The organism is Afipia sp. OHSU_II-C1 (genome assembly GCF_000497575.1).
Taxonomy (GTDB): Bacteria; Pseudomonadota; Alphaproteobacteria; order Rhizobiales; family Xanthobacteraceae; genus Afipia.
The window spans coordinates 203,544-223,840 of sequence record NZ_APJI01000001.1 but is presented as its reverse complement, the minus strand read 5'-3'; the positions used below and the strand labels follow the sequence as shown (position 1 = coordinate 223,840).

Genomic DNA, 20,297 nt, shown 5'->3' with positions numbered 1-20,297 from the left:
CGAGTCTCGGTTTGGCTGGCTCGGCACTGGCGACAGCTGCCATGGCGCAGAGCGGCGAAATCAAGATCGGCGAAATCAACAGTTACTCGCTGCTACCTGCTTTCACCGAGCCCTATCGCAAGGGCTGGCAGCTCGCTGTCGAGGAAATCAACGCCGCGGGCGGTATCAACGGCAAGAAGCTCGTTGTCGTCTCCAAGGACGATAGCGGCAAACCGGCCGATGCTCAGACTGCCGCCAACGAACTGGTTTCGAATGAGAACGTGGTGATGCTGACTGGCACGTTCCTGTCCAACATTGGTCTCGCGGTGAGCGATTTCGCCAAGCAGAAAAAGGTGTTCTTCCTTGCGGCGGAACCTCTGACCGACGCGATCACCTGGTCGAAGGGAAATCGTTACACATTCCGCCTGCGCCCATCGAACTACATGCAGGCTGCGATGCTGGTGGAGGAAGCGGCAAAGTTGCCCGCCAAGCGCTGGGCGACCATCGCACCCAACTACGAGTATGGTCAGTCGGCGGTTGCGGTCTTCAAGAAGCTGCTGTCCGAGAAACGGCCCGACATTCAGTGGGTAGATGAACAGTGGCCGCCGCAGGGCAAGATCGATGCAGGTCCGATCGTTCAGGCGCTTGCGAATTCCAATCCTGAAGCCATCCTCAATGTGACTTTCGGCGCGGATCTCGTCAAATTCGTCCGCGAGGGCAACACGCGCGGTCTGTTCAAGGACCGGGCGGTGGTGAGTTTCCTTACCGGTGAGCCGGAATATCTCGACCCGCTGAAGGAAGAAACACCGTCAGGTTGGATTGTCACCGGCTATCCCTGGTACAGCATCAAGACGCCGGAGCACGATGCCTTCCTGAAGGCGTATCAGGGTAAGTTCAACGATTATCCGAGACTTGGCTCCATCGTCGGTTATCAGACGATCAAGGCTGCGGCGGCAATTCTTATCAAGGCGAATTCGACCGATCCTGAGAAGATGATCGCTGCGGCGGAAGGATTGTCGATGCCGTCTCCGTTCGGTCAGATCACCTTCCGCAAGATCGATCATCAATCCACCCTCGGCGCCTATGTCGGCAAGACAGCGCTCAAGGACGGCAAGGGCGTGATGGTGGATAGCGCTTATCGCAAGGGCGAGGATTTCCTGCCGAGCGATGCAGAAGTCGAGAAGTTACGTCCGAAAGACTGAGTTTAGCGACCGCGGGCGCGCGATGCGCCCGCGGCATTTTCCAGCCGTGGATCGCATATGAGCTTCTACTTTGTTCAATTCCTGACCGGCCTTGCGAGCGCGGCGTCGCTGTTTCTGGTTGCCTCGGGACTGTCGATTATTTTCGGCGTCACCCGGATAGTTAATTTTGCGCACGGCGCATTCTACATGTTGGGCGCGTATGTCGCGTTTACCCTGACAGAGCGGCTGTCCGGCGCGCTCGGATTCTGGGGTGGCATTGTCGTTGCGGCGCTGGTCGTTGCGGTCCTAGGCGTGCTGGTCGAAATGGTGTTGCTGCGGCGGATCTATAAGTCGCCGGAACTCTTTCAGCTTCTTGCCACCTTTGGCCTGACATTGATGGTCCAGGATATCGTGGTTCTGATCTGGGGCCCGGATGACCTTGTGGGCCGCCGCGCTCCCGGCTTCCGGGGCGCTGTCGACTTCTTCGGGCAGAATATCCCTTCCTATGATCTGTTCCTGATCGGGCTCGGCCCCGCCGTTCTGGGTGCACTGTGGCTGCTGTTCCGCCGCACGCGCTGGGGCGTTCTGGTCCGCGCGGCGACGCAGGATCGCGACATGGTGGCCGCGCTGGGCGTCAATCAGAAGTGGTTGTTCACCAGCGTCTTTGCGCTTGGTGTGTTCCTGGCCGCGCTTGGCGGCGCGCTGCAAATTCCGCGCGACGCCGTTCATCATGCGATGGATCTGCGGATCATCGTGGATGTTTTCGTCGTGGTCGTGATTGGTGGCCTCGGCAGCATCACCGGTGCATTCGTCGCGGCCGTGCTGGTTTCCGAGCTCAATGCGTTCGGCATTCTGATATTCCCGAAGATCTCGATTATTCTCGTATTCCTCGTGATGGCGGCGGTCCTGATCGTTCGGCCCTGGGGTCTATTTGGCAAACCCGAAGCAGTCGCGCGGAAGACGCCGGGCCTCACCGTTCGGCCATGGCGGCCGCTGACCATGAACGAACGTCTCGCGGTGCTGGCCGTACTGATTGTTGCGGCGGCGCTTCCGGTGTTCGGCGGCAACTACGCCCTTACGGTCGGTGCGGAGATAGCGATCTACGTGATCTTCGCGGCGAGCCTGCACTTCCTGATGTCGGTCGGCGGACTCGCATCGTTCGGGCATGCGGCGTATTTCGGTCTCGGAGCCTATGGTATTGCCTTCTTCGCCAAGGCTGTGGGCCTGCCGATGATCGTGTGTCTGCTGCTGGGGCCTCTGTTTGGACTGATCGGAGCCGCCATTTTCGGATTTTTCGCAGTTCAGCTTTCAGGCGTCTATTTCGCGATGCTGACGCTGGCCTTCGCCCAGATCGTCTGGTCGATCGCGTTCCAGTGGGTTGGGGTGACAGGCGGAGATAACGGAATTCTGGGCGTCTGGCCTGATGCATGGGCGGCGGGGCCGGTTCATTTTTACTGGCTGTCGCTCGGCATCGCGACATTTGCGGTGGTGCTGCTTCGCATCATCGTGTTTTCGCCGTTCGGTTATGCGTTGCGTGCGACCCGCGATTCCGCTTTGCGCAGCGAAGCCATCGGCATCGACGGCAAGCGTATTCAATGGACTGCGTTTGTGATTGCAGGCACCGTCGCCGGTATCGGAGGTGCATTGTTTGCATACCTCAAGGGTAGCGTATTTCCCGACAGCCTTGGCATCTCGCTGTCGGTCGATGCATTGGTGATGGTGCTCCTGGGCGGTGTCGAGACGGTCTCCGGTGCAGTGGTGGGTGCGATTGTCTTCAAGGCACTGAACATCTGGCTGGTCAGTCAGACGGATTGGTCCAAGCTCGTGCTTGGCGCGGTCATTGTGCTGATCGTGGTCGCGTTTCCGAAGGGTATCGTCGGTATGCTGGAAACAGTTCGAGCGCGGCGTCACTCACGTGCATCGAAACCTGCCATTCTGGCGTCAAGAATCGAGAGCGCCGAATGAGTGCTGCACCTAAACTTCTGTCAGTCGAAGGCTTGACCAAATCGTATGGCGGCGTTCATGCGGTGCGCGGCGTGTCGTTTTCCCTTGCGGCCGGCGAAATTCTTGCGCTGATCGGACCCAACGGAGCCGGCAAAAGCACATGCTTTGACATGCTCAATGGCCAGAATGTTCCGGACAGTGGCCGGATCAATCTGTTGGGTAATGACACGACTGGAAAGAAGCCGCGTGCGATCTGGCGGCTTGGCGTCGGCCGCACATTCCAGATCACCGCTACGTTCCCCACCATGACGGTGCGCGAGAACGTCCAGGTTCCGCTGATCTCTTACAACGCGCAGCTCTTCAACATGTGGCGTTCCACGCCAGGCTTTGAGTGCGCCGAAGCAAACCGGCTGCTCGACCTTGTTGGCATGAGCGGCTACGCAGAGCGCCCGTGCGGCGAACTTGCCTATGGCGACCTCAAGCGCCTCGAACTCGCGATCGCACTCGCCAATCAGCCCAAACTCCTTTTGATGGATGAACCGACGGCCGGCATGGCGCCACGCGAGCGCGTCGAACTGATGCGGTTGACCGCGCGCATCGCCCGCGAGAAATCGATCGGTGTTCTGTTCACCGAGCACGACATGGATGTGGTGTTCGAGCACGCCGATCGCATCCTTGTACTCAATCGGGGCTCACTGATCGCGGAGGGGACGCCAGAGGAAGTTCGGCGAAATCCCCAAGTCCGAGCGATCTATCTCGGCGAGGGGCTGGTTTACGATGCGCGTCACCGGGAGGGAACGCCCGCATGAAGCTCTCGGTTCAGAGACTCAACAGCTACTACGGCCCGGCTCACATCCTGTTCGATGTCGCCCTTGAGGTCGGCGATGGAGAGGTCGTGGCGCTTCTGGGCCGCAACGGAGCGGGGAAGTCGACTACGTTCCGGTCGATCGTCGGCTTAGTCGAACAGCGTGAAGGTCAGATCGTGTTCGAGGGAAAGGATGTTTCGGCTCAACCGACCCATGCCATTGTGCGTGGGGGGCTCGGTTATGTGCCGGAGGAGCGCCGTATATTCACCGATCTCACGGTGGAAGAGAATCTGGAGGTTGGCCGTCAACCGCCGCGCCAGAATGCTCCGCAGTGGACCCGCGAAAAGCTGTTCACGCTGTTTCCGAATCTCGGCGAGATGCGCGGCCGGATGGGTGGACGCATGAGCGGCGGCGAACAGCAGATGCTGACCATTGCCCGGACTTTGATGGGAAATCCATCCCTGGTCCTGCTTGACGAGCCCTCGGAAGGATTGTCGCCGAAGATCGTCGAGCAGATGGTAGGCGCCATTCTTGCGATGAAGAAAGAGGGCGTCAGCATCGTTGTGTCCGAACAGAATCTTCATTTCGCCAACCTGATTTCCGACCGCGCCTATATCATCGAGCGCGGGCGAATTTGCTTCAGCGGCACCATGAGCGAACTTGAGGCGCGTCCAGACATACGTGACGCCCATCTGGCGGTGTGATTCTTGCGATCAGTATCTGCCGGATGAAGACAGGATGAGGGGAACGGAATGGCCAAGGCCGCTCAGAACAAGATTGCCGCGCCGACCAAGGGTGCTCCTCCGAGGAGAAGTCCGAAGAAGCAGCCCTATGTGCTTGAGGATCAGATCGGCTTCGTCTTGCGTCAGGTCTGGCAGCGTCACGCGGCGATCTTCGCAAGGGAAATCGGCATCAACCTTACGCCGACGCAATGGGCGGCTTTGGCGAAGCTGACCGAAACCGGCCCATGTTCACAGAACCAGCTTGGACGCCTCACCGCGATGGACGTTGCCACTATCAAGGGCGTGATCGATCGACTGACTGCCCGTGGGCTAACAGAAACCAGCTCGGACCCGCAGGATGGCCGCCGGCTTCTCGTCAGCCTGACGCGGGCGGGACAGGCGTTGGCAGACAAAGCCGCTCCAAATGCACTGGCGATCTCAAAGGAAACCCTTGCGCCGCTCGATGCGAAGGAGCGTGAAATCTTCGTTGCGCTTCTGAACAAGCTGCGATGATGTCCCGCTGACTAGTGCGCGACGATCTCCGGCACTTTTGTTGCAGGCGGTGTGTTGCGGCTGCGATGCGTGCGGACAATGCCATCGATGATCGTCATGCCGATGCCGGGCAGATCGCCAAGCTGAACGCTGTCCAGAATGTTCTTGCCGGCGGAATGCTGGGCCTTGTCCATGATAACGAAGTCTGCGGCGCGCCCAACTTCAATCATGCCGCAGTCGAGCGCGCGCATCCGCGCGGTGTTGCCGGTGGCAAAACAGAATGCGATTTCCGCCGGTACATCGCCAAGTGACGACAGCAGCGATACCATGCGCAGAATGCCGAGTGGCTGCACGCCTGAACCTGCGGGAGCGTCCGTGCCGAGAATGACACGGTTCAGCTCCTTCATCTCGCGGGCTATGCGCAGGGTGTAAAGGGCTGAGCGTTCGTTGCCATTATGAACCAGTTCAAGGCCCCGCTTGCAGCCTTCGCAGATGCATCGGATCTGGCTGTCGGGGAGGGCTGTATGGCCGCCGTTGATGTGGCCGACAACGTCGGTGTCGGCTTCAAGCACCACGTCTGCGTCAATCAGGCCGGATCCGGGAATCGACGGGCCGCCGGTGTGGATCGTGCTTTGGATCCCGTATTTGCGTGCCCATGCCACCATCTTGCGCGCGGTCGGGCCATCCTTGACGCCGCCGAGACCGACTTCTCCGAGCAGCCTGACGCCGGCTGCCGCCAATTCCTTGAAATCCTCTTCTGTCATCCCGGGTTCGATCACCGGTGCCCCGGCATGAACCTTGACGCCGCCGGGGCGCAGATTGTCGAACGCACGCTGAGCGAAGATCGCCATCGCCTTGACGCCAACCACGTCGCGCGGACGGCCGGGCATGTGCACCTCGCCGGCCGAGATCATGGTGGTGACGCCGCCGTTCAGAAAGCTGTCGATCCAGCCGATCTGGTTCTGCCGCGGGGTCCAGTCGCCGGCGACAGGGTGGACGTGGCTGTCGATCAGGCCGGGGGTGACCGTCGTTCCGTTGGCGTCGATGACAGTGGTCGCGCCCTCGGCGTCGATGTCCTTGGCCCGCCCGATCGCGGTAATCTTGCCGTTCTCCGCGACGATGGTGTCGGCGTCCAGGATCGGCTGCTCCATGGCTCCGCTCAGGATCAGACCGATATTCCTGATCACCAGTTTGATCGGGCCGGTGGTGTCCTGGGGCGCATCGTTGGCCATGGATTTTTCCTTCCGTGCAATGCTTTTTCAGCGGGTCGGCTCCAACTTGAGCGCGGCTTGACGGCGGTATCAAGCTGGATTATTCATTAGTACACAAATGAATTGGCGAGGCAATCTGTCTCCGCGTTTCTGATTTTTCCCCGTCGTTGCCCCGTACACCGGATCAAGCGAGATGAGCAATTTCAATCAGGAAAGCGTCCTCAGCGTTCATCACTGGACCGACACGCTGTTCAGTTTCACGACGACGCGCGATCCATCATTCCGATTCCGCAACGGCGAATTCACAATGATCGGCCTGAAGGTCGGTGAGAAGCCGCTGCTGCGCGCCTATAGCGTTGCGAGCGCCAATTACGAGGACCGGCTGGAGTTTTTTTCTATCAAGGTGCCGGACGGTCCGCTGACCTCGCGGCTTCAGCATCTGAAGGAAGGCGATCAGATTATTGTTGGGCGCAAGGCCACCGGTACGCTGGTGATCGACAATCTCAAGAGTGGCCGGAATCTCTATCTGGTTGGCACCGGGACGGGGCTTGCGCCGTTCCTTAGCGTCATCAAGGACCCGGAAACCTACGATCGCTTCGAAAAGGTGGTGCTGCTGCACGGCTGCCGCCGTGTCGCCGAGCTTGCATATGGCGAGATGATCACCGAACGGCTGCCCAAGGACGATCTGATTGGCGAGCTGGTTCGCAACCAATTGATCTACTATCCCACGGTGACGCGCGATCCGTTTCGCAATCGCGGCCGGATCACCGATCTGATGACGTCGGGCAAGTTGTTCAGCGATGCCGGGCTCGCTCCGCTGGAGGCCGCACACGACCGTGTCATGATCTGCGGCAGCCCAGCGCTGCTTCAGGACACGCGGACGTTACTGCTCGCCAAGGGATTCGCCGAAGGCAATCACGGCGAACCCGGCGAATTTGTCGTCGAAAAGGCATTCGTCGAGCGCTGACGAGGGGCATTTTTGCGCCGTTTAGACGGGCATTGGTCTCGCCAAGACTGCTGATTTATCGGATTATCCCGTCCCAAGACGCGTAGCGTAGGGACATTGTATGGCGATTTCTGAAAACGACAGGCGCGATGCGTACCTGTCCCGGATTCAGGTCCCCGCCCTGGATGTGCACGGCTTCGCAACGATGCTGCGCCGGAGGGCGGCGTTTATCGGCGCGGTAGCCGCCATTTGTGCCGCGATCAGCCTTGCCTGGATACTGCTATCGGCTCCCAAATATGTTGCGTCCGGGCAACTTCTGCTCGACCTGCCTGCGCAAGCTGCAGCCGGCCAGCCGGTCAGCCCAGACATTGTCAGGGTTGGCATGGACAGCCAGATCAGCGCACTGACGTCGCGCAGCGTCCTCGACAGGGTTGTCGCAAAAGAGAAGCTCGATACCGATCCGCTTTTTGGCGGCAGGTCGAAGGGGATTCTCTTCGCGCTTCTTGCCGGTGTTGGAGTTGTTCCCGCCGCTGAGCCGCATTCCATGGCATTGCGACAGTTGAATCGTGCGGTTAGCACCGCCCGCAATCCAGACTCGAATGCAGTGACCGTCATGGTCGTTACGCCGGATCGCGAAACCTCAGTGCGCATCGCCAACGCAGTGATGGACAGCTATGTGGCACAGGGGCGTGTTGGTGTGGAAACGACGCCGGGCAACGTCGCGCCTCTCGGCGCACGGCTGGAGACACTTCAGACGCGCTTGCGAGACGCCGAGCAGCGGTATGAGAGATATCGCAATGATAGCCAGGCGATGGTGGCTGCGGGGCAATCCGGCGCCGAGAAACAGGTGAGCCAGATTGCAGAGCAGGTGGCTGCCGCTGAGGCCAAGGTTAACGGTCTGCGTTCGACGGTGAATCAGCTCCAGCGTGCCCGGAAAATCCTGGATGGCGGCGGAATACCGGATGCGATCAGGGGAGGGGCAATCGGGACGTTCAGAAGCCGTTATGTCGCGGCAAGACGACTGGAAATTGATCTGTCCGAAACGCTCGGGCCACGCCATCCCGACCGCGTGATCGCGAGGCTGCAGGCAGCCGAAGCCAGGCGGTTATTGGAAGGCGAAATTCAGGACGTGGCTCAGTCCGTCACAGCCGATCTGGAACGTGCCCGCGCGACGGTGACGCAACTCAAGAACCGTCTCGAAGCGTCAAAACAAAACCTGAGCAAAACGCACGACGCGAGCGCACGCCTCAAGGAGCTGGAGCGCGATGTCGAAGCAAACCGTGCGGCGTATCAGGCTATCCTGGCCAGATCTCAGCAGGTGCGACCGGACAACACCAGCCCCCGGATATTGAGCCGTGCAACAGCATCTCCGGAGTCAGGCCGTATATTTCCCATCGGGGTTCTATTCGTCAGCGTACTGCTCGGTCTGGGTTTGGGCGTAAGCCTGGCCTGGGTGCTTGAACTGGCGGACAAGCAAAATGAACCGGCTACGCTGCGGTAGCCACTATTTCTGGAAGATCTCTAAGTCTCGTCGCACGCCATTGGCAAATTCAAGGGAGATGTGCCGATTTGCGGAAAATCTGCGCTCGTCGCTGTGCCGATATGAAAGGTGTCATCCAACCTTCAAGCTAACCGGTCAAAAAGAACCCCTGAGTTTCATAAGGGGTATGAGATGAGCGACATTACATTAAGTTCCGGGATCGCCGACGGGCAACCCATCGAGCCGGCCTCCAGGCCCAATCTCGACAAGGGCTTCAATCCACTCACAATGATCCTGTTTTTTGGCATCCTCGCGGCGGGTGCAATATTCGTTGCCTACAGCATTTACGTCGATATCGACGCCACCGGCACCAAGGTCACGACCTATCTTCCCTACATTCTGCTATTTGTTGCGCTGCTGATTGCGCTCGGCTTCGAATTCGTCAACGGCTTCCACGACACCGCCAACGCCGTCGCAACGGTGATCTACACCCATTCGCTGCCGGCGGAATTTGCCGTGATGTGGTCGGGCTTCTTCAACTTTCTCGGCGTTTTGCTGTCGAGCGGAGCGGTTGCTTTCGGCATCGTCTCGCTGCTGCCGGTTGAGCTCATTCTTCAGGTCGGAAGCAGCGCCGGTTTCGCCATGGTGTTCGCGCTCTTGATCGCGGCCATCGTCTGGAATCTCGGCACCTGGTACTTCGGTCTTCCGGCTTCCAGCTCCCACACCCTGATCGGCTCGATCATCGGTGTTGGTATCGCCAATGCGGTCATGCGTGGACGCGATGGTACCTCGGGTGTCGACTGGACCAAGGCCACGGAAATCGGTTACGCGCTGTTGCTCTCGCCGTTGTTCGGCTTCTGCATGGCGGCACTTCTGTTGCTGGTGTTGAAGTTCGTTATTCGCAATCCGGCGCTTTACGCTGCTCCGGAAGGCAACAAGCCACCGCCGCTGTGGATTCGCGGTATCCTCATCGCGACCTGCACCGGCGTCAGCTTCGCGCACGGCTCAAACGACGGTCAGAAGGGCATGGGACTGATCATGCTGATCCTGATCGGCACTGTGCCGACCGCTTACGCGCTGAACCGCGCCTTGCCGGAATCGCAGGTCATCAAGTTTCAGCAGACGTCAGAAGCCGCGTCAAAGGTGATCGCTGCGAAGGGCGCCGGTCATAGCATCATCGGCGATCCCCGCCCGGTAGTGACTCAGTATGTTTCGCTGCACAAGATCAACGAAGGCACCTATCCGTCGCTGGCGGTTCTCGTGAAGGACGTCGGCGATCAGGTGCAGAAGTACGGCACGCTGAACAAGGTTCCTGCCGAGGCGGTGGGTAACACCCGCAACGACATGTACCTGACTTCGGAGGCGATCCGCTTCCTGATGAAGGACAAGGAAAACGATCTCAACAAGGAAGAGGTCGCAACCCTCAATGCCTATAAAGGCTCGCTCGACAGCGCCACGAAGTTCATCCCGACCTGGGTGAAAATCGCGGTCGCGATCGCGCTGGGTCTCGGCACCATGATCGGCTGGAAGCGTATCGTCATCACCGTCGGCGAGAAGATCGGCAAGACGCACCTGACCTACGCGCAGGGTGCATCTGCTGAACTCGTTGCTGCGGGGACGATCGGCGCGGCGGACATTTTCGGCCTTCCCGTCTCGACGACACACGTGCTGTCGTCTGGCGTCGCCGGAACAATGGCGGCCAACGGCTCGGGCTTGCAGATGGCCACTATCCGCAACCTGCTTATGGCCTGGGTGCTGACGCTGCCGGCGGCGATCTGCCTGTCGGCTGGTCTCTATGTGCTGTTCTCGCACCTGTTCTGATTAGCTTGCCGCAACGGCGGCAACATAAAAAGCCCGCGCAAGAGCGCGGGCTTTTTTTTCCGTCCGGCGATGCGAGCGCGGAGGCTCAGTAATCCTTCTCGCGGTGCACGTCATGAACGACAAGGCCCATGCCGGCCTCCGGCATCGCCAGCCATTCGCGCCGCTTCAGTGTGCGGCGCGTATCCTCCAGACCGCTCAGCCAGTGCTCGCGCATCGAGGTGGCCGAGAATTCGTGGTCTTTGGAATCGCCCTCATAGGCCTTCTGCTGATAGATCATCTGCAGGATGGTGATTTCGGGCAGGTCCGCGAAGCGGTCGCGCAGTGCGCGCTCGTGATCGGTCAGCTTGTCTTCGGGGACCTTCAGCAGCGCCTTGTAGAAGTCGGTCTTCAGATTGTTCATGCGCTTGTAGACGTCGGTATTATAGCGCGTGCGGGACGAGTACATGATGTCCTTGTGCCTAGCCATGACCTCCTGAATATCGCGCGGCAGGGCTCCACGGGCATTGAACAGGTCAACCTGGAACACCAGGGAGTTCATCTTGTCTTCCTGATCGAGCAGATGCTGCAGCGGCGTATTTGAAACGATGCCGCCATCCCAGAAGTGATCGGTGCCGATCTTCACCATGGGCAGGGCAGGCGGCAACGCGCCGCTGGCCATCACGTGTTCAGGTTCGATGACTTCCTTCTTGTTGTCGAAGTACAAGAAATTTCCGGTCAGGACGTTCACCGCACCGACTGCGAAATGCATCTTGCGTGAATTGATCAAGTCGAAATCGACGAGTTCGAGCAGCGATGCCCGCAGCGGCGCAGTGTCATAATAGCTGGTTGCTGTCCTGGCCCCGGTCGGGCTGAACCATGGATTGACGTCGTGCGGCTTGAAGAAGCCCGGCTGGCCCATGGTCGTCGTCAGGAACGAGCTCGTCAGGTTGCGGGCCTTGCGATAGATGTCTCCGTCCGGCGTGTAGTGCCAGACCTTGCGGCTGGTGATGCGATCCCAAAACATCCGCAGCCGTTCGAGACGTCGCTCCGGTGGGTTACCTGCAATAATGGCGGAATTGATCGCGCCGATCGACACGCCGCAAACCCAGTCTGGCTCCATGCCACTTTCGTGCAGGGCCTGATACACGCCGGCCTGATAAGCGCCGAGCGCGCCGCCACCCTGAAGAACGAGCGCCACACGATCGCAGCGATCGGGCCGCCAGTTCTTCGATCCCGAAATTTCGGATTTTGGTGTTCGCGCGTCCATGATTTTCCCTGTCCATGCGTGTCTCGAAGTCCGGTACGGAGATTTCAGACGAGCGGTGACGCTGTCGTGACAGGTGGTCCTTTTGATCGCGGAATCCGCTGTCCGCGGATGGGCGTGCAGACGCGGGGTGTCACCAGACTGAAGGAATTTCCTCACGATCATGTCAAGGACCGACGTTAGCTGTTGACGGCGGCTGGACCGCGCACTGAAAAGGAACGCTTCCATGCGCAGAGCGGAGATTCTCAGATTGCCTTCGATGCCTGCCGCCGGTCCGAGTTATCCGGCCGGCCCATATCGCTTTGTCGACCGCGAATTTCTGGTCATCACCTATGAGACCGATCCTGGTCTGATCCGGGCCGGACTTCCCGAACCGTTAGAGCCGATCGACAGTCCGATCGTGCACTATGAGTGGATCAAGATGCCGGACTCGTCCGGCTTCGGCAGCTACACCGAGTCTGGCCTGGTCATTCCCGCGCGTCTGAACGGCGAAGAGGTCAACTTCGTCTCGCAGATGTATCTCGATGACGATCCGCCGATTGCAGCGGGGCGCGAGATCTGGGGATTCCCGAAGAAATATGCGCATCCGAAGCTCGAGGTCGTGAAGGATACGCTGACCGGTACGTTGGAGTATTCCGGTCAGCAGGTGGCGATGGGCACCATGGGGTACAAGCATGAGGCGATGGCGGGGAACGGCGAGATCACGCGCGCCGCGCTGTCCAAGACCCAGATCAATCTGAAGCTGATCCCCGGTGTCGATGGCCGCGCCGAAGTCTGCCAGCTCGTTGCGATCAACCTGACTGACATCCACGTCAAGGGCTCCTGGATCGGGCCCGGACGGCTGCATCTCATTCCGCATGTCAACGCACCGGTCGCCGATTTTCCGGTCAGACGCGTGATCGGGGCACACCACTTTCTGGCCGATCTGACGCTGCCCTATGGGCGTGTCGTACACGACTACAACAAGGAAGCGGACGATCTGGCCGAGGCGGCGGAATGACCGGCGCTGACATGCGCCTGTAACAAACCTGTCGTCATATCGGATCGGTATTCGGGTGGTTCAATTTCAACCATCTGGGGCGTCGTAAGTTTTGGGCGTTGGGGCGCATTGTGCAAGCAGAAGCGTTGATGACTGAGAGTGTCGCGGTCGGGCATTCGCCGCATGCGGCACAGATTCCAGGCCTGGTGTGGGCGTTCCGGATTCATGCCGATGGAAATTCCGAAGCGCTGAACGTCGACGAACCAATCGATCTGCGCGGTGACGGGCTGCTCTGGTTGCATTTCAATCTCGGCGATGTGCGTGCTCATCACTGGCTGGCGTCGGCTGATCTCGATGTTCCCGAAGCCGGCAAGGCGCTGCTACTGTCGCGGGATAATTTTCAGCAGATCCATGCTGCTGACGACAGCATCTACGGTGTCTTTTCCGATCTCGTGCGTGCCATCGACCGCGTCACCGAGGAAACCGGATACCTTCATTTTGTCATGACGGAACGGCTGCTGCTGAGCGGTCGTCACCATGCACTGTGCGCCGTCGATGCGACACGGCGGGTCCTCGAAAGCGGTCAGCAACGTATTGGTAGCGCGGCTGCTCTGCTTGAAACCATTGTCGAACATGTAGCCGAGACAATGGAGCGTGTTGCAGAACGAGTTGCCGCGAGCCTCGACAGCATTGAGGAGAAGATACTCTCCGACGATACGGCCGACCTTCGCAGGGATTTGGGTCGCTTGCGCCGAACCTGTGTCCGTCTGCATCGTCAATTGTCGGGCTTGCTCCTGATATTCCGACGTCTCGATCTGCAAGGGCCGGATGCACTCAAACCGGCATTGCGGCTGCGCGCCGGCAAGCTGGCGCAGCGGCTGGATGCGCTCGACCACGTGGTCGTGGAAATGCGCGAGCGGAGCAGGCTTCTTCAGGAAGAACTGCATCTCAAGATCGAGGAACAGACCAATAAAAGCATTCACCTGTTGTCCGTGTTGACAGCGCTGCTGCTGCCGCCGACGCTGGTCACCGGCATTTTCGGGATGAACACCAAGGGACTGCCATTAACCGACGTTGAGACCGGTTTTTTAACCGCCAGTGTCCTGATTATTTCTTCGTCCGCGCTCGCATACTTCATCATGAAGCGCCTTGGTATTCTGAGATAACTGGAAACGCCGTGCGGTACCCCTGCGCACTGCTGCGGACGATTGCAACCGCCAGCATTATATTTGGGTTATTGCTGCAAGGCGCTGCTGCGGCCGATCCGAAAGCAGCGCCAGACGAGCCTGTCGCGAAAAGCCCGCGCCAGATTCTGGCTGACTGGGGAATCCAGTTCAATGCGACCTATATATCGGAGGTGTTCGGCAATGCATCCGGCGGTATGCGGCGCGGTTCGATTTATACAGGTCGTTTCGATTTCGGCACGGATATCGATCTCGAAAAAGCTGTCGGCTGGACCGGCGCCAAGTTCCACGCCAACATCTTTCAGATTCATGGTCAGGGTCTGTCGCGCGACTATATCGGAAACTTGATGCTGGTCAGCGGCGTCGAGGCACTCCGCGCAACGAGGCTGTATGAGTTATGGATCGAGCAGTCACTGTTTAACGGTGCTGTGCAGGTTCGTGTCGGACAGCAGGCATCCGATATCGAATTCATCGACAGCAAGTACGACGATATTTTCACCAACTCGGCGCTGGGGTGGCCTGGGATCACCGGCATCAATCTGCTAAGCGGTGGGCCGTCGCCCCCGCTGGCTGTGCCGGGGGTTCGCATCAAGGCCCAACTGGCAGATAATATCACGGCCTATGCGGCGATCTTCGACGGCGATGCGGCGCCGCCCGACAGGCTGGTTGATCCACAGATCGCAAATCCGCACGGACTTTTGTTTCGCGTCACCGATCCGGCATGGATGATCGGACAGCTCAAATACGGGTTTCAACTTGGCGAAAATAGCCTGCCGGGCACGCTGACCGGCGGTGCCTGGAAGCACCTCGGCGAGTTTGGCGACATGCGATACGCGATGGGCGGCTTTCTGCAAGCCGACCCTCTGGGCTCGGGTGTTCCGCTGAAGCGTCGCGGCAATCATGGAGTTTTCGGTGTCTACGAGCAAATGCTCTCGCGCGCAGCGCCGGGATCGGACAAGGGAGTCGGCTTTTTCCTCCGGACGGCGATGAGCCCGTCAGACCGCAATCTGATCAATTTTTACGTCGATGGCGGATTCCAGTTCACTGGCTTTAGCGATGCGCGCCCCAACGACAAATTCGGCGTCGGCATGACTTACGCCCGCATTTCCGATGCAGCGCGTGCGGCTGATCGCGATGTGCAGGTATTCATCGGGGCGCCATTTCCGATTCGTGATTTCGAAGCGGTGTTCGAGATGACGTACGTCGCGGAAATTCAAACCGGCTGGACGGTCCAGCCGGTTTTTCAGTACGTCCTGCATCCAGGAGGAGGCGTGGTCGATCCCAACGACCCGACACAGACAAAGCGCATCAAGGATGCCGCGGTGTTTGGTCTGCGCAGCACCTTCAACTATTAGCTATCGCCCCTTGAAGTTGCCCGCGCGCCGCTCGGCAGTCGCCTTGATGCCTTCCTGGAAATCTTCGGTTTCGCGCAGCCATGTCTGTTCGGCGAGTTCGTGGTCGGTCTGTGCCTTGACGCGGTCCGCAAGCCCCGCGCGCATCGTCGCGCGGGTCGACATCAATCCCAGCGGCGAGTTCTCGGCGATCTCGTTGGCGAGCTTGAAAGCTTCGGCACGCACCTGATCCTGCGGCACCAGTACGTTGGCGAGTCCCATATTGAACGCTTCTTCGCCGGTCACGCGGCGGCTGGTATAGAACATCAGTGCCGCATTGTTCTTCCCGATCACCTCAGGCAGCGTCACAGTCAGCCCGAAGCCGGGGTGAAATCCAAGCTTGGTGAAATTCGCAGCGAAACGTGCCTCGGGGCAGGTGACGCGGAAGTCGGCCGAGACGGCAAGTCCCAAGCCGCCGCCGATAGCCGCGCCCTGGACGGCGGCGACGATCGGCTTCTTGTTGCTGAAGATGCGAACGGCCTCGAGATAAAGGTCGCCGGTCGTCCCGTCGCCTGAAGCGGCATCGCCGTCAAATCCGGCTGGCCGGTTGAAGTTTGCGCCGGCGCAGAAAGCTTTGCCTTGCGAGGCAAGCACAACAGCGCGGCTGTCCATATCCTTGTCTATCTCCCCCATAGCATCGGCGATCTGGCGTATCAGGGACAAATCGAAGAAATTCAGCGGCGGCCGGCGAATCTCGATCAGCGTAACGTGTCCGTGTTTTTCCACGCCGATGTCGGTAAAGCCGCTCATTGAAAAGTCCTCTTTCATTCGTTGCTGATTCAGCGCAACCCAAGTCCACGCGCGATGATGCCGCGCAGTACTTCCGTCGTTCCGCCCTGGATGGTCAATTTCGGAGCGATCTTGGTGGCGAAGGCCAATTGATCTTCAAGGGTCCGATGGTTTGACGCATCGGTATCGATGAAGGCAGCCAGGTCACGCACGCGATGCGGAAGCTGCTGCTCCCAGATCGTGCCGATATCCTTGACAATCGACGCTTCGACCACCGGTTCCTTCCCAGCCTGCAGCATACCTGCAACAGAGACCGACATGCGGCGCATGGTGTGAAGCTGCGCGACAAGCCGGCCGATGCCTTCTGCACCGCGCGTGTCGGGGTTCGGCCCCAACGCACGCACCAGTTCGGTCAGAACATAATATGTCTCAAGAAACCGTTCAGGCCCGCTGCGCTCATACGCCAGCTCGCTGGTTGCCTGTTTCCATGCGCCATCGATTTCACCGAGGACGTGATCGTCCGGCATGAAGGCGTCCTGAAATACAACCTCATTGAATTCCTTCAGCCCGCTGATCTGTGCGATTGGATTGACCGTGATGCCGGGCGTCTTCATATCGACAAGGAACTGCGTCAGGCCGTGGCGGCGGTTCTCCTTCGTGGGAGGCGAGGTACGAAAGATCGCCAGCATATAATCGGCCATGTGCGCCGAAGTGGTCCAGATTTTCGTCCCGTTGATCAGCCAGCCGCCGTCGGTCTTGGTGGCTTTCGTCTTTGCCGCGAACAGATCGGAGCCGGAGTTGGGCTCGCTCATGCCGATGGCGAAACAGACTTCGCCGCGGCAGATGCGCGGCACGATGTCCATCTTGATTCGCTCGTTGGCGTATTTGAGCAACACCGGACCGCTCTGGCGGTCGGCTACGAAGAAGCGGCGGGTTGGCGCGTTGGCAATACGCATTTCTTCGGTAACGACGTAACGCTCAAGGAACGTGCGTTCGTGGCCGCCATATTTTTTCGGCCAGGTCATGCCGATCCAGCCGCGCTCACCGACCCGGCGACTGAATTCTGGTACGTCTGTGTCTTCGCGTTGCGGCTCATGCGGATTGAAGGTGCCAGCGGCGATTTCCTCGGCGAGAAAGGCGCGCACCTCATGCCGGAGTGTTTCGCATTCTTCCGGCAGACGAATTTGATCAAAACGAAGCGCTGCGGTCATGTGCCTTGTTTTCCCTTGTCAGCGCGATGCGACCAGCGGCCACAATTCGTCCGCGCCACGCGCGGCGACAAACTTGCCGAGCTCAGTTGCCCAGTAACTTTCGTGGCCGAAATCGTCGCGCCATCCCAGCGCACGCAGCGTGTAGCGATGCAGGATATGCTCCATCGAGAAGCCGATAGCGCCGTGCACCTGATGCGCGATCGCTGTGCCTTTCTCTGCGGCTTCCGCGCAGCGAACCTTGGCAGACGCGACCTCGAGGAATACGGCATCGTCGAAGGAGGAACTGTTCGCAATGGTGTCGGCCGCCGATCCAGCCGCTGCGACGGCGGCCGCGACTTCGCCCGCAAGTCGGGCGAGATTGTGCTGCACCGCCTGGAATTTCGAGATCTGCTTTTCGAATGCAATACGCTCATTCGAATAGCGAACCGTGATGTCGAGCATGGTTTCCAGCGCACCGGCGATTTGCAGGCTGCGCACGGTCGCGCCCATCAGCATCAAGGACGCAGGCGTCGTACCGGACGGAGCGGGCCTTGTCGAAAGCGGTTTGACGTGATCGAACGTTACGGTGTTCGACGCGTCGCTGCCGAGGCTCTCACCAGCTTCGATCCGGCAGGCAGAGGTTTCAACCGTTGCAATGTAATAGCCCTTCGCGCCTTGCGCGGTCACCGCGATATGCGCCGCTTCGGAGGCGAACGGCACGGCGCGGACCCGTCCGCTGAGCGAGCCGTCCGGGTTGATTGTGATGCGATCCTGCGGCCGCGCCGGGGCAACGGTCATTTTACCGGCGGGTGAGGGAAGTCCGGCCTGAGCCAGCAGCCAACCTGCGAGCATTGTTTCGACCAGCGGAATTGAAACCGCAAACCGGCCTGCCGAACCCGCAACACTGAATCCATCGGCGAGGCTCGCACCCGAACCATCGCAGTCTTCCGGTACCCACGACAGCGGCAGTCCCGCGTCGGTGAGTGCAACCCAGAGCGGTGTTTTCCAGCTGTCGTTTATGGCGTTGTTGATTTTCTGGGCGTCGGCGAGGTCGGAAAAGATCCGTTCGGCGGTTTCCGCAACAATGTTTTCGGTCACGCTAAGATACCTTTTACCAGCTCTGAAAACCGGTGCCGTTGATTGTCAGCAAGCATCGTCCTGCACATTTATTTGCCCAGCCATTGGGCCGGGACGTTGTTATTGCAACGCAACTAGCGTCGGATTGGGATGCCAGCCAGCGGCTGTTGGCGATGAAATGACATCGTCCGGAACGGTATCCTTTCGCTCCGAACGGTGTCAAATCAGATCAGGTTTTCAGAAACAGTGCAGCAGAGGCCGGTCACCCGCTCCGGGGCGCTCGCTGAAGCTCCGCAATCTCGCGTCGCAAAGCGAGCTTCTCTGTGAAGGTCCGGGTGACATCGCGAAGAACCGCGACCGTTCCGTCGGGCAGGCCGTGCGCATCGCGCAGCATGACGATTGTAAATTCGACAGAGATGCGTTGGCCGCTCTTGGTAAGCGCTGGAACCGAGAGCAGATCCCCTGCGCCATAGCGGCTCTCGCCCGTCGCCATCGTGTGCCGGTATCCAGCCCAGTGTCGCGCCCTGAGATTCTCGGGAATGATGAAATCGAGCGGCTGTCCCATCGCTTCATCGGATGAGAAACCGAAAATCCGCTCAGCGCCTGGATTCCAGAACGTGACTGTGCCGTTACGATCGGTCGCGATGATGGCATCCGATGCGGATGTCAGTAACGCGTCGGCAAGACCGGATGGAACGGCAATCATATTGTTTTGTCTGGTGCTGATGGCGCGTGTGCCGGCTTATTGAAAGTTTCTCTCGAAGACTGATCCGTGTCGGCATCACGTGACCAGCATGGCGAGGCCATGCATTTCCGGATCTTGCCGGCGAGCTCAGTCTCCTGGCCCGATGATGTCTGATACATCGTTCCTCCATCGCTTGTCGTAAGACAGCTGCTATCCTCGTTGCGGCACACTTGCTGACAAGCGAGAAATCCTGGCCGATCATATCGAAAAAACAGATATATCGGCTTGCATTGAATACCAAAGGTCAGCGCGATGATGCACGCGCGGCACGTTTGGCTGGCTTTGTGGCAGTCTTGCCTTTCGCCGCCGAGCCAGCCAGCCGGTGCATGATCTCAATTGCGCCGGCGATGATGTCGCGCCCGCTGTCGATCGGATAAACGGCATAGGCAGGCATGGAGAATTCGGGCGCGCCAGCCACGATGTGCAATCGTTTCGATGCCAGATGCGGACGTACGATCCGCATCGGAAAATAGCCGGACCCACCGTTCTTCATGAGATGCTGCAATCCAAGCCAGCCGATGTTGGCCGTCAGCGCGGGCCCCCCGAAACCCGGGAAGCATGCGCTGTGCTTTGCGTAGAATTCGGGACCCCAGTCGACATAGATGTATCCTGCTTGTGGTTCAGGCGCGTTCTTCGCACTCGTCGATACCATCACAAGACACTCGTCGAACAGTTGCTCGACCTTCAGGCCGGGGCGGCTTTGCGGGGTATACATCACGCCGATATCGATCCGGCCCTCGATGAGGCCTTGCATGATTTCCGGCTCGAGCCCGCTTTCGGCCCTGATGGAGATTGCAGGCGCTGCTTTTTGCATCAGCGGCAGCCAGTCCAGCAGGAATTCTTCCCACAAGCCGATCCGCCCGCCGATCACGAGTGTTCCGCCGAAGCCGTCAGGAATACCGATATCATGACGTGCCTGGGCGACCGTTCGCACCAGTGCCGTCGCGTGCCGCTGAAACTGACGGCCGGCAGGCGTCAGCGTTGTTCCGGCCTTGTTGCGGACAAACAGAACGCAGCCGAGAAGCTCTTCCAGCGTATGGATGCGCGTGCTGACGGTTGACTGGCTGACATGGAGCCGGTCGGCGGCGCTGATGAAGTTGCCGGTTTCGACGATGGTGAGGAAAGTCCGGGCCAGTTCGGTGTCCATGGCCATTTTCTCGCATCAGAAAATCCGATA

Annotated in this window: 18 protein-coding genes; 11 read left to right on the top strand and 7 right to left on the bottom strand. The window is 59.4% G+C overall.

Annotated elements, in window-relative coordinates:
• Window positions 1–41: 41 nt before the first annotated feature.
• Genes I554_RS0100975 through I554_RS0100955 form a run of 5 tightly spaced genes read left to right on the top strand, consistent with a single transcriptional unit; the run spans window position 42 to window position 5,145 of the window.
• Window positions 42–1,181 (top strand): ABC transporter substrate-binding protein, encoded by a 1,140-nt coding sequence (locus tag I554_RS0100975; RefSeq protein WP_244432695.1) that lies wholly within the window; start codon window positions 42–44, stop codon window positions 1,179–1,181.
• Between the two features lie 57 nt (window positions 1,182–1,238).
• Window positions 1,239–3,125 carry an ABC transporter permease gene (locus I554_RS0100970; RefSeq protein WP_024573710.1) on the top strand — a complete coding sequence of 629 codons (1,887 nt, stop codon included), beginning with the start codon at window positions 1,239–1,241 and terminating at the stop codon, window positions 3,123–3,125.
• Complete coding sequence (locus I554_RS0100965) at window positions 3,122–3,913, top strand: ABC transporter ATP-binding protein (RefSeq protein ID WP_024573711.1); 792 nt, start codon at window positions 3,122–3,124, stop codon at window positions 3,911–3,913. The genes I554_RS0100970 and I554_RS0100965 overlap by 4 nt, the downstream gene beginning before the upstream one ends.
• A complete protein-coding gene (locus I554_RS0100960; RefSeq protein ID WP_024573712.1) occupies window positions 3,910–4,614 on the top strand; it encodes an ABC transporter ATP-binding protein in 705 nt (234 codons plus the stop codon). The genes I554_RS0100965 and I554_RS0100960 overlap by 4 nt, the downstream gene beginning before the upstream one ends.
• A 48-nt stretch (window positions 4,615–4,662) precedes the next feature.
• Window positions 4,663–5,145 carry a MarR family winged helix-turn-helix transcriptional regulator gene (locus I554_RS0100955; RefSeq protein ID WP_024573713.1) on the top strand — a complete coding sequence of 161 codons (483 nt, stop codon included), beginning with the start codon at window positions 4,663–4,665 and terminating at the stop codon, window positions 5,143–5,145.
• An 11-nt stretch (window positions 5,146–5,156) separates the two neighbouring features.
• On the opposite strand, the gene I554_RS0100950 is transcribed toward I554_RS0100955, so the two are convergent.
• Window positions 5,157–6,356 carry an amidohydrolase family protein gene (locus I554_RS0100950; protein ID WP_024573714.1) on the bottom strand — a complete coding sequence of 400 codons (1,200 nt, stop codon included), beginning with the start codon at window positions 6,354–6,356 and terminating at the stop codon, window positions 5,157–5,159.
• Between the two features lie 172 nt (window positions 6,357–6,528).
• Here I554_RS0100950 and I554_RS0100945 point away from each other — a divergent pair, with 172 nt between their 5' ends.
• From I554_RS0100945 to I554_RS0100935, 3 genes are all read left to right on the top strand, one after another.
• A complete protein-coding gene (locus tag I554_RS0100945) occupies window positions 6,529–7,302 on the top strand; it encodes a ferredoxin--NADP reductase (protein WP_024573715.1) in 774 nt (257 codons plus the stop codon).
• Between the two features lie 100 nt (window positions 7,303–7,402).
• Window positions 7,403–8,782, top strand: coding sequence for a GumC family protein (locus I554_RS0100940; RefSeq protein WP_024573716.1), 1,380 nt, complete (start codon window positions 7,403–7,405; stop codon window positions 8,780–8,782).
• A 171-nt stretch (window positions 8,783–8,953) separates the two neighbouring features.
• The gene (locus tag I554_RS0100935) at window positions 8,954–10,582 is read left to right on the top strand and encodes an inorganic phosphate transporter (RefSeq protein ID WP_024573717.1); all 1,629 of its coding nucleotides are present in this window, start codon (window positions 8,954–8,956) and stop codon (window positions 10,580–10,582) included.
• Between the two features lie 85 nt (window positions 10,583–10,667).
• Here the strand turns inward: I554_RS0100935 and I554_RS0100930 are convergent, their stop codons facing one another.
• Complete coding sequence (locus tag I554_RS0100930; protein WP_024573718.1) at window positions 10,668–11,828, bottom strand: patatin-like phospholipase family protein; 1,161 nt, start codon at window positions 11,826–11,828, stop codon at window positions 10,668–10,670.
• A gap of 223 nt (window positions 11,829–12,051) precedes the next feature.
• Here I554_RS0100930 and I554_RS0100925 point away from each other — a divergent pair, with 223 nt between their 5' ends.
• The 3 genes from I554_RS0100925 (at window position 12,052) to I554_RS0100915 (ending at window position 15,343) form a co-directional block, all read left to right on the top strand.
• Window positions 12,052–12,825, top strand: a complete 774-nt coding sequence (locus I554_RS0100925; RefSeq protein ID WP_024573719.1) for an acetoacetate decarboxylase — start codon at window positions 12,052–12,054, stop codon at window positions 12,823–12,825.
• Between the two features lie 128 nt (window positions 12,826–12,953).
• Window positions 12,954–13,970, top strand: coding sequence for a CorA family divalent cation transporter (locus tag I554_RS0100920; RefSeq protein WP_051358653.1), 1,017 nt, complete (start codon window positions 12,954–12,956; stop codon window positions 13,968–13,970).
• 11 nt (window positions 13,971–13,981) lie between these two features.
• The gene (locus I554_RS0100915) at window positions 13,982–15,343 is read left to right on the top strand and encodes a carbohydrate porin (protein WP_024573721.1); all 1,362 of its coding nucleotides are present in this window, start codon (window positions 13,982–13,984) and stop codon (window positions 15,341–15,343) included.
• Here the strand turns inward: I554_RS0100915 and I554_RS0100910 are convergent, their stop codons facing one another.
• The 5 genes from I554_RS0100910 to I554_RS0100890 form a co-directional block, all read right to left on the bottom strand.
• Complete coding sequence (locus I554_RS0100910) at window positions 15,344–16,129, bottom strand: enoyl-CoA hydratase/isomerase family protein (protein ID WP_024573722.1); 786 nt, start codon at window positions 16,127–16,129, stop codon at window positions 15,344–15,346.
• Window positions 16,130–16,158: 29 nt separating this feature from the next.
• Window positions 16,159–17,319 (bottom strand): acyl-CoA dehydrogenase family protein, encoded by a 1,161-nt coding sequence (locus I554_RS0100905; protein WP_024573723.1) that lies wholly within the window; start codon window positions 17,317–17,319, stop codon window positions 16,159–16,161.
• A gap of 18 nt (window positions 17,320–17,337) precedes the next feature.
• On the bottom strand, window positions 17,338–18,396 hold the full coding sequence (locus I554_RS0100900) for an acyl-CoA dehydrogenase family protein (protein ID WP_024573724.1): 1,059 nt from the start codon (window positions 18,394–18,396) through the stop codon (window positions 17,338–17,340).
• A gap of 241 nt (window positions 18,397–18,637) precedes the next feature.
• Window positions 18,638–19,081: a PAS sensor domain-containing protein gene (locus tag I554_RS0100895; protein WP_029659832.1), complete on the bottom strand. Its 444-nt coding sequence runs from the start codon at window positions 19,079–19,081 to the stop codon at window positions 18,638–18,640.
• 283 nt (window positions 19,082–19,364) lie between these two features.
• Entirely contained in the window at window positions 19,365–20,267 is a 903-nt protein-coding gene (locus I554_RS0100890) for a LysR family transcriptional regulator (protein ID WP_024573726.1), read from the bottom strand.
• Window positions 20,268–20,297: the final 30 nt, after the last annotated feature.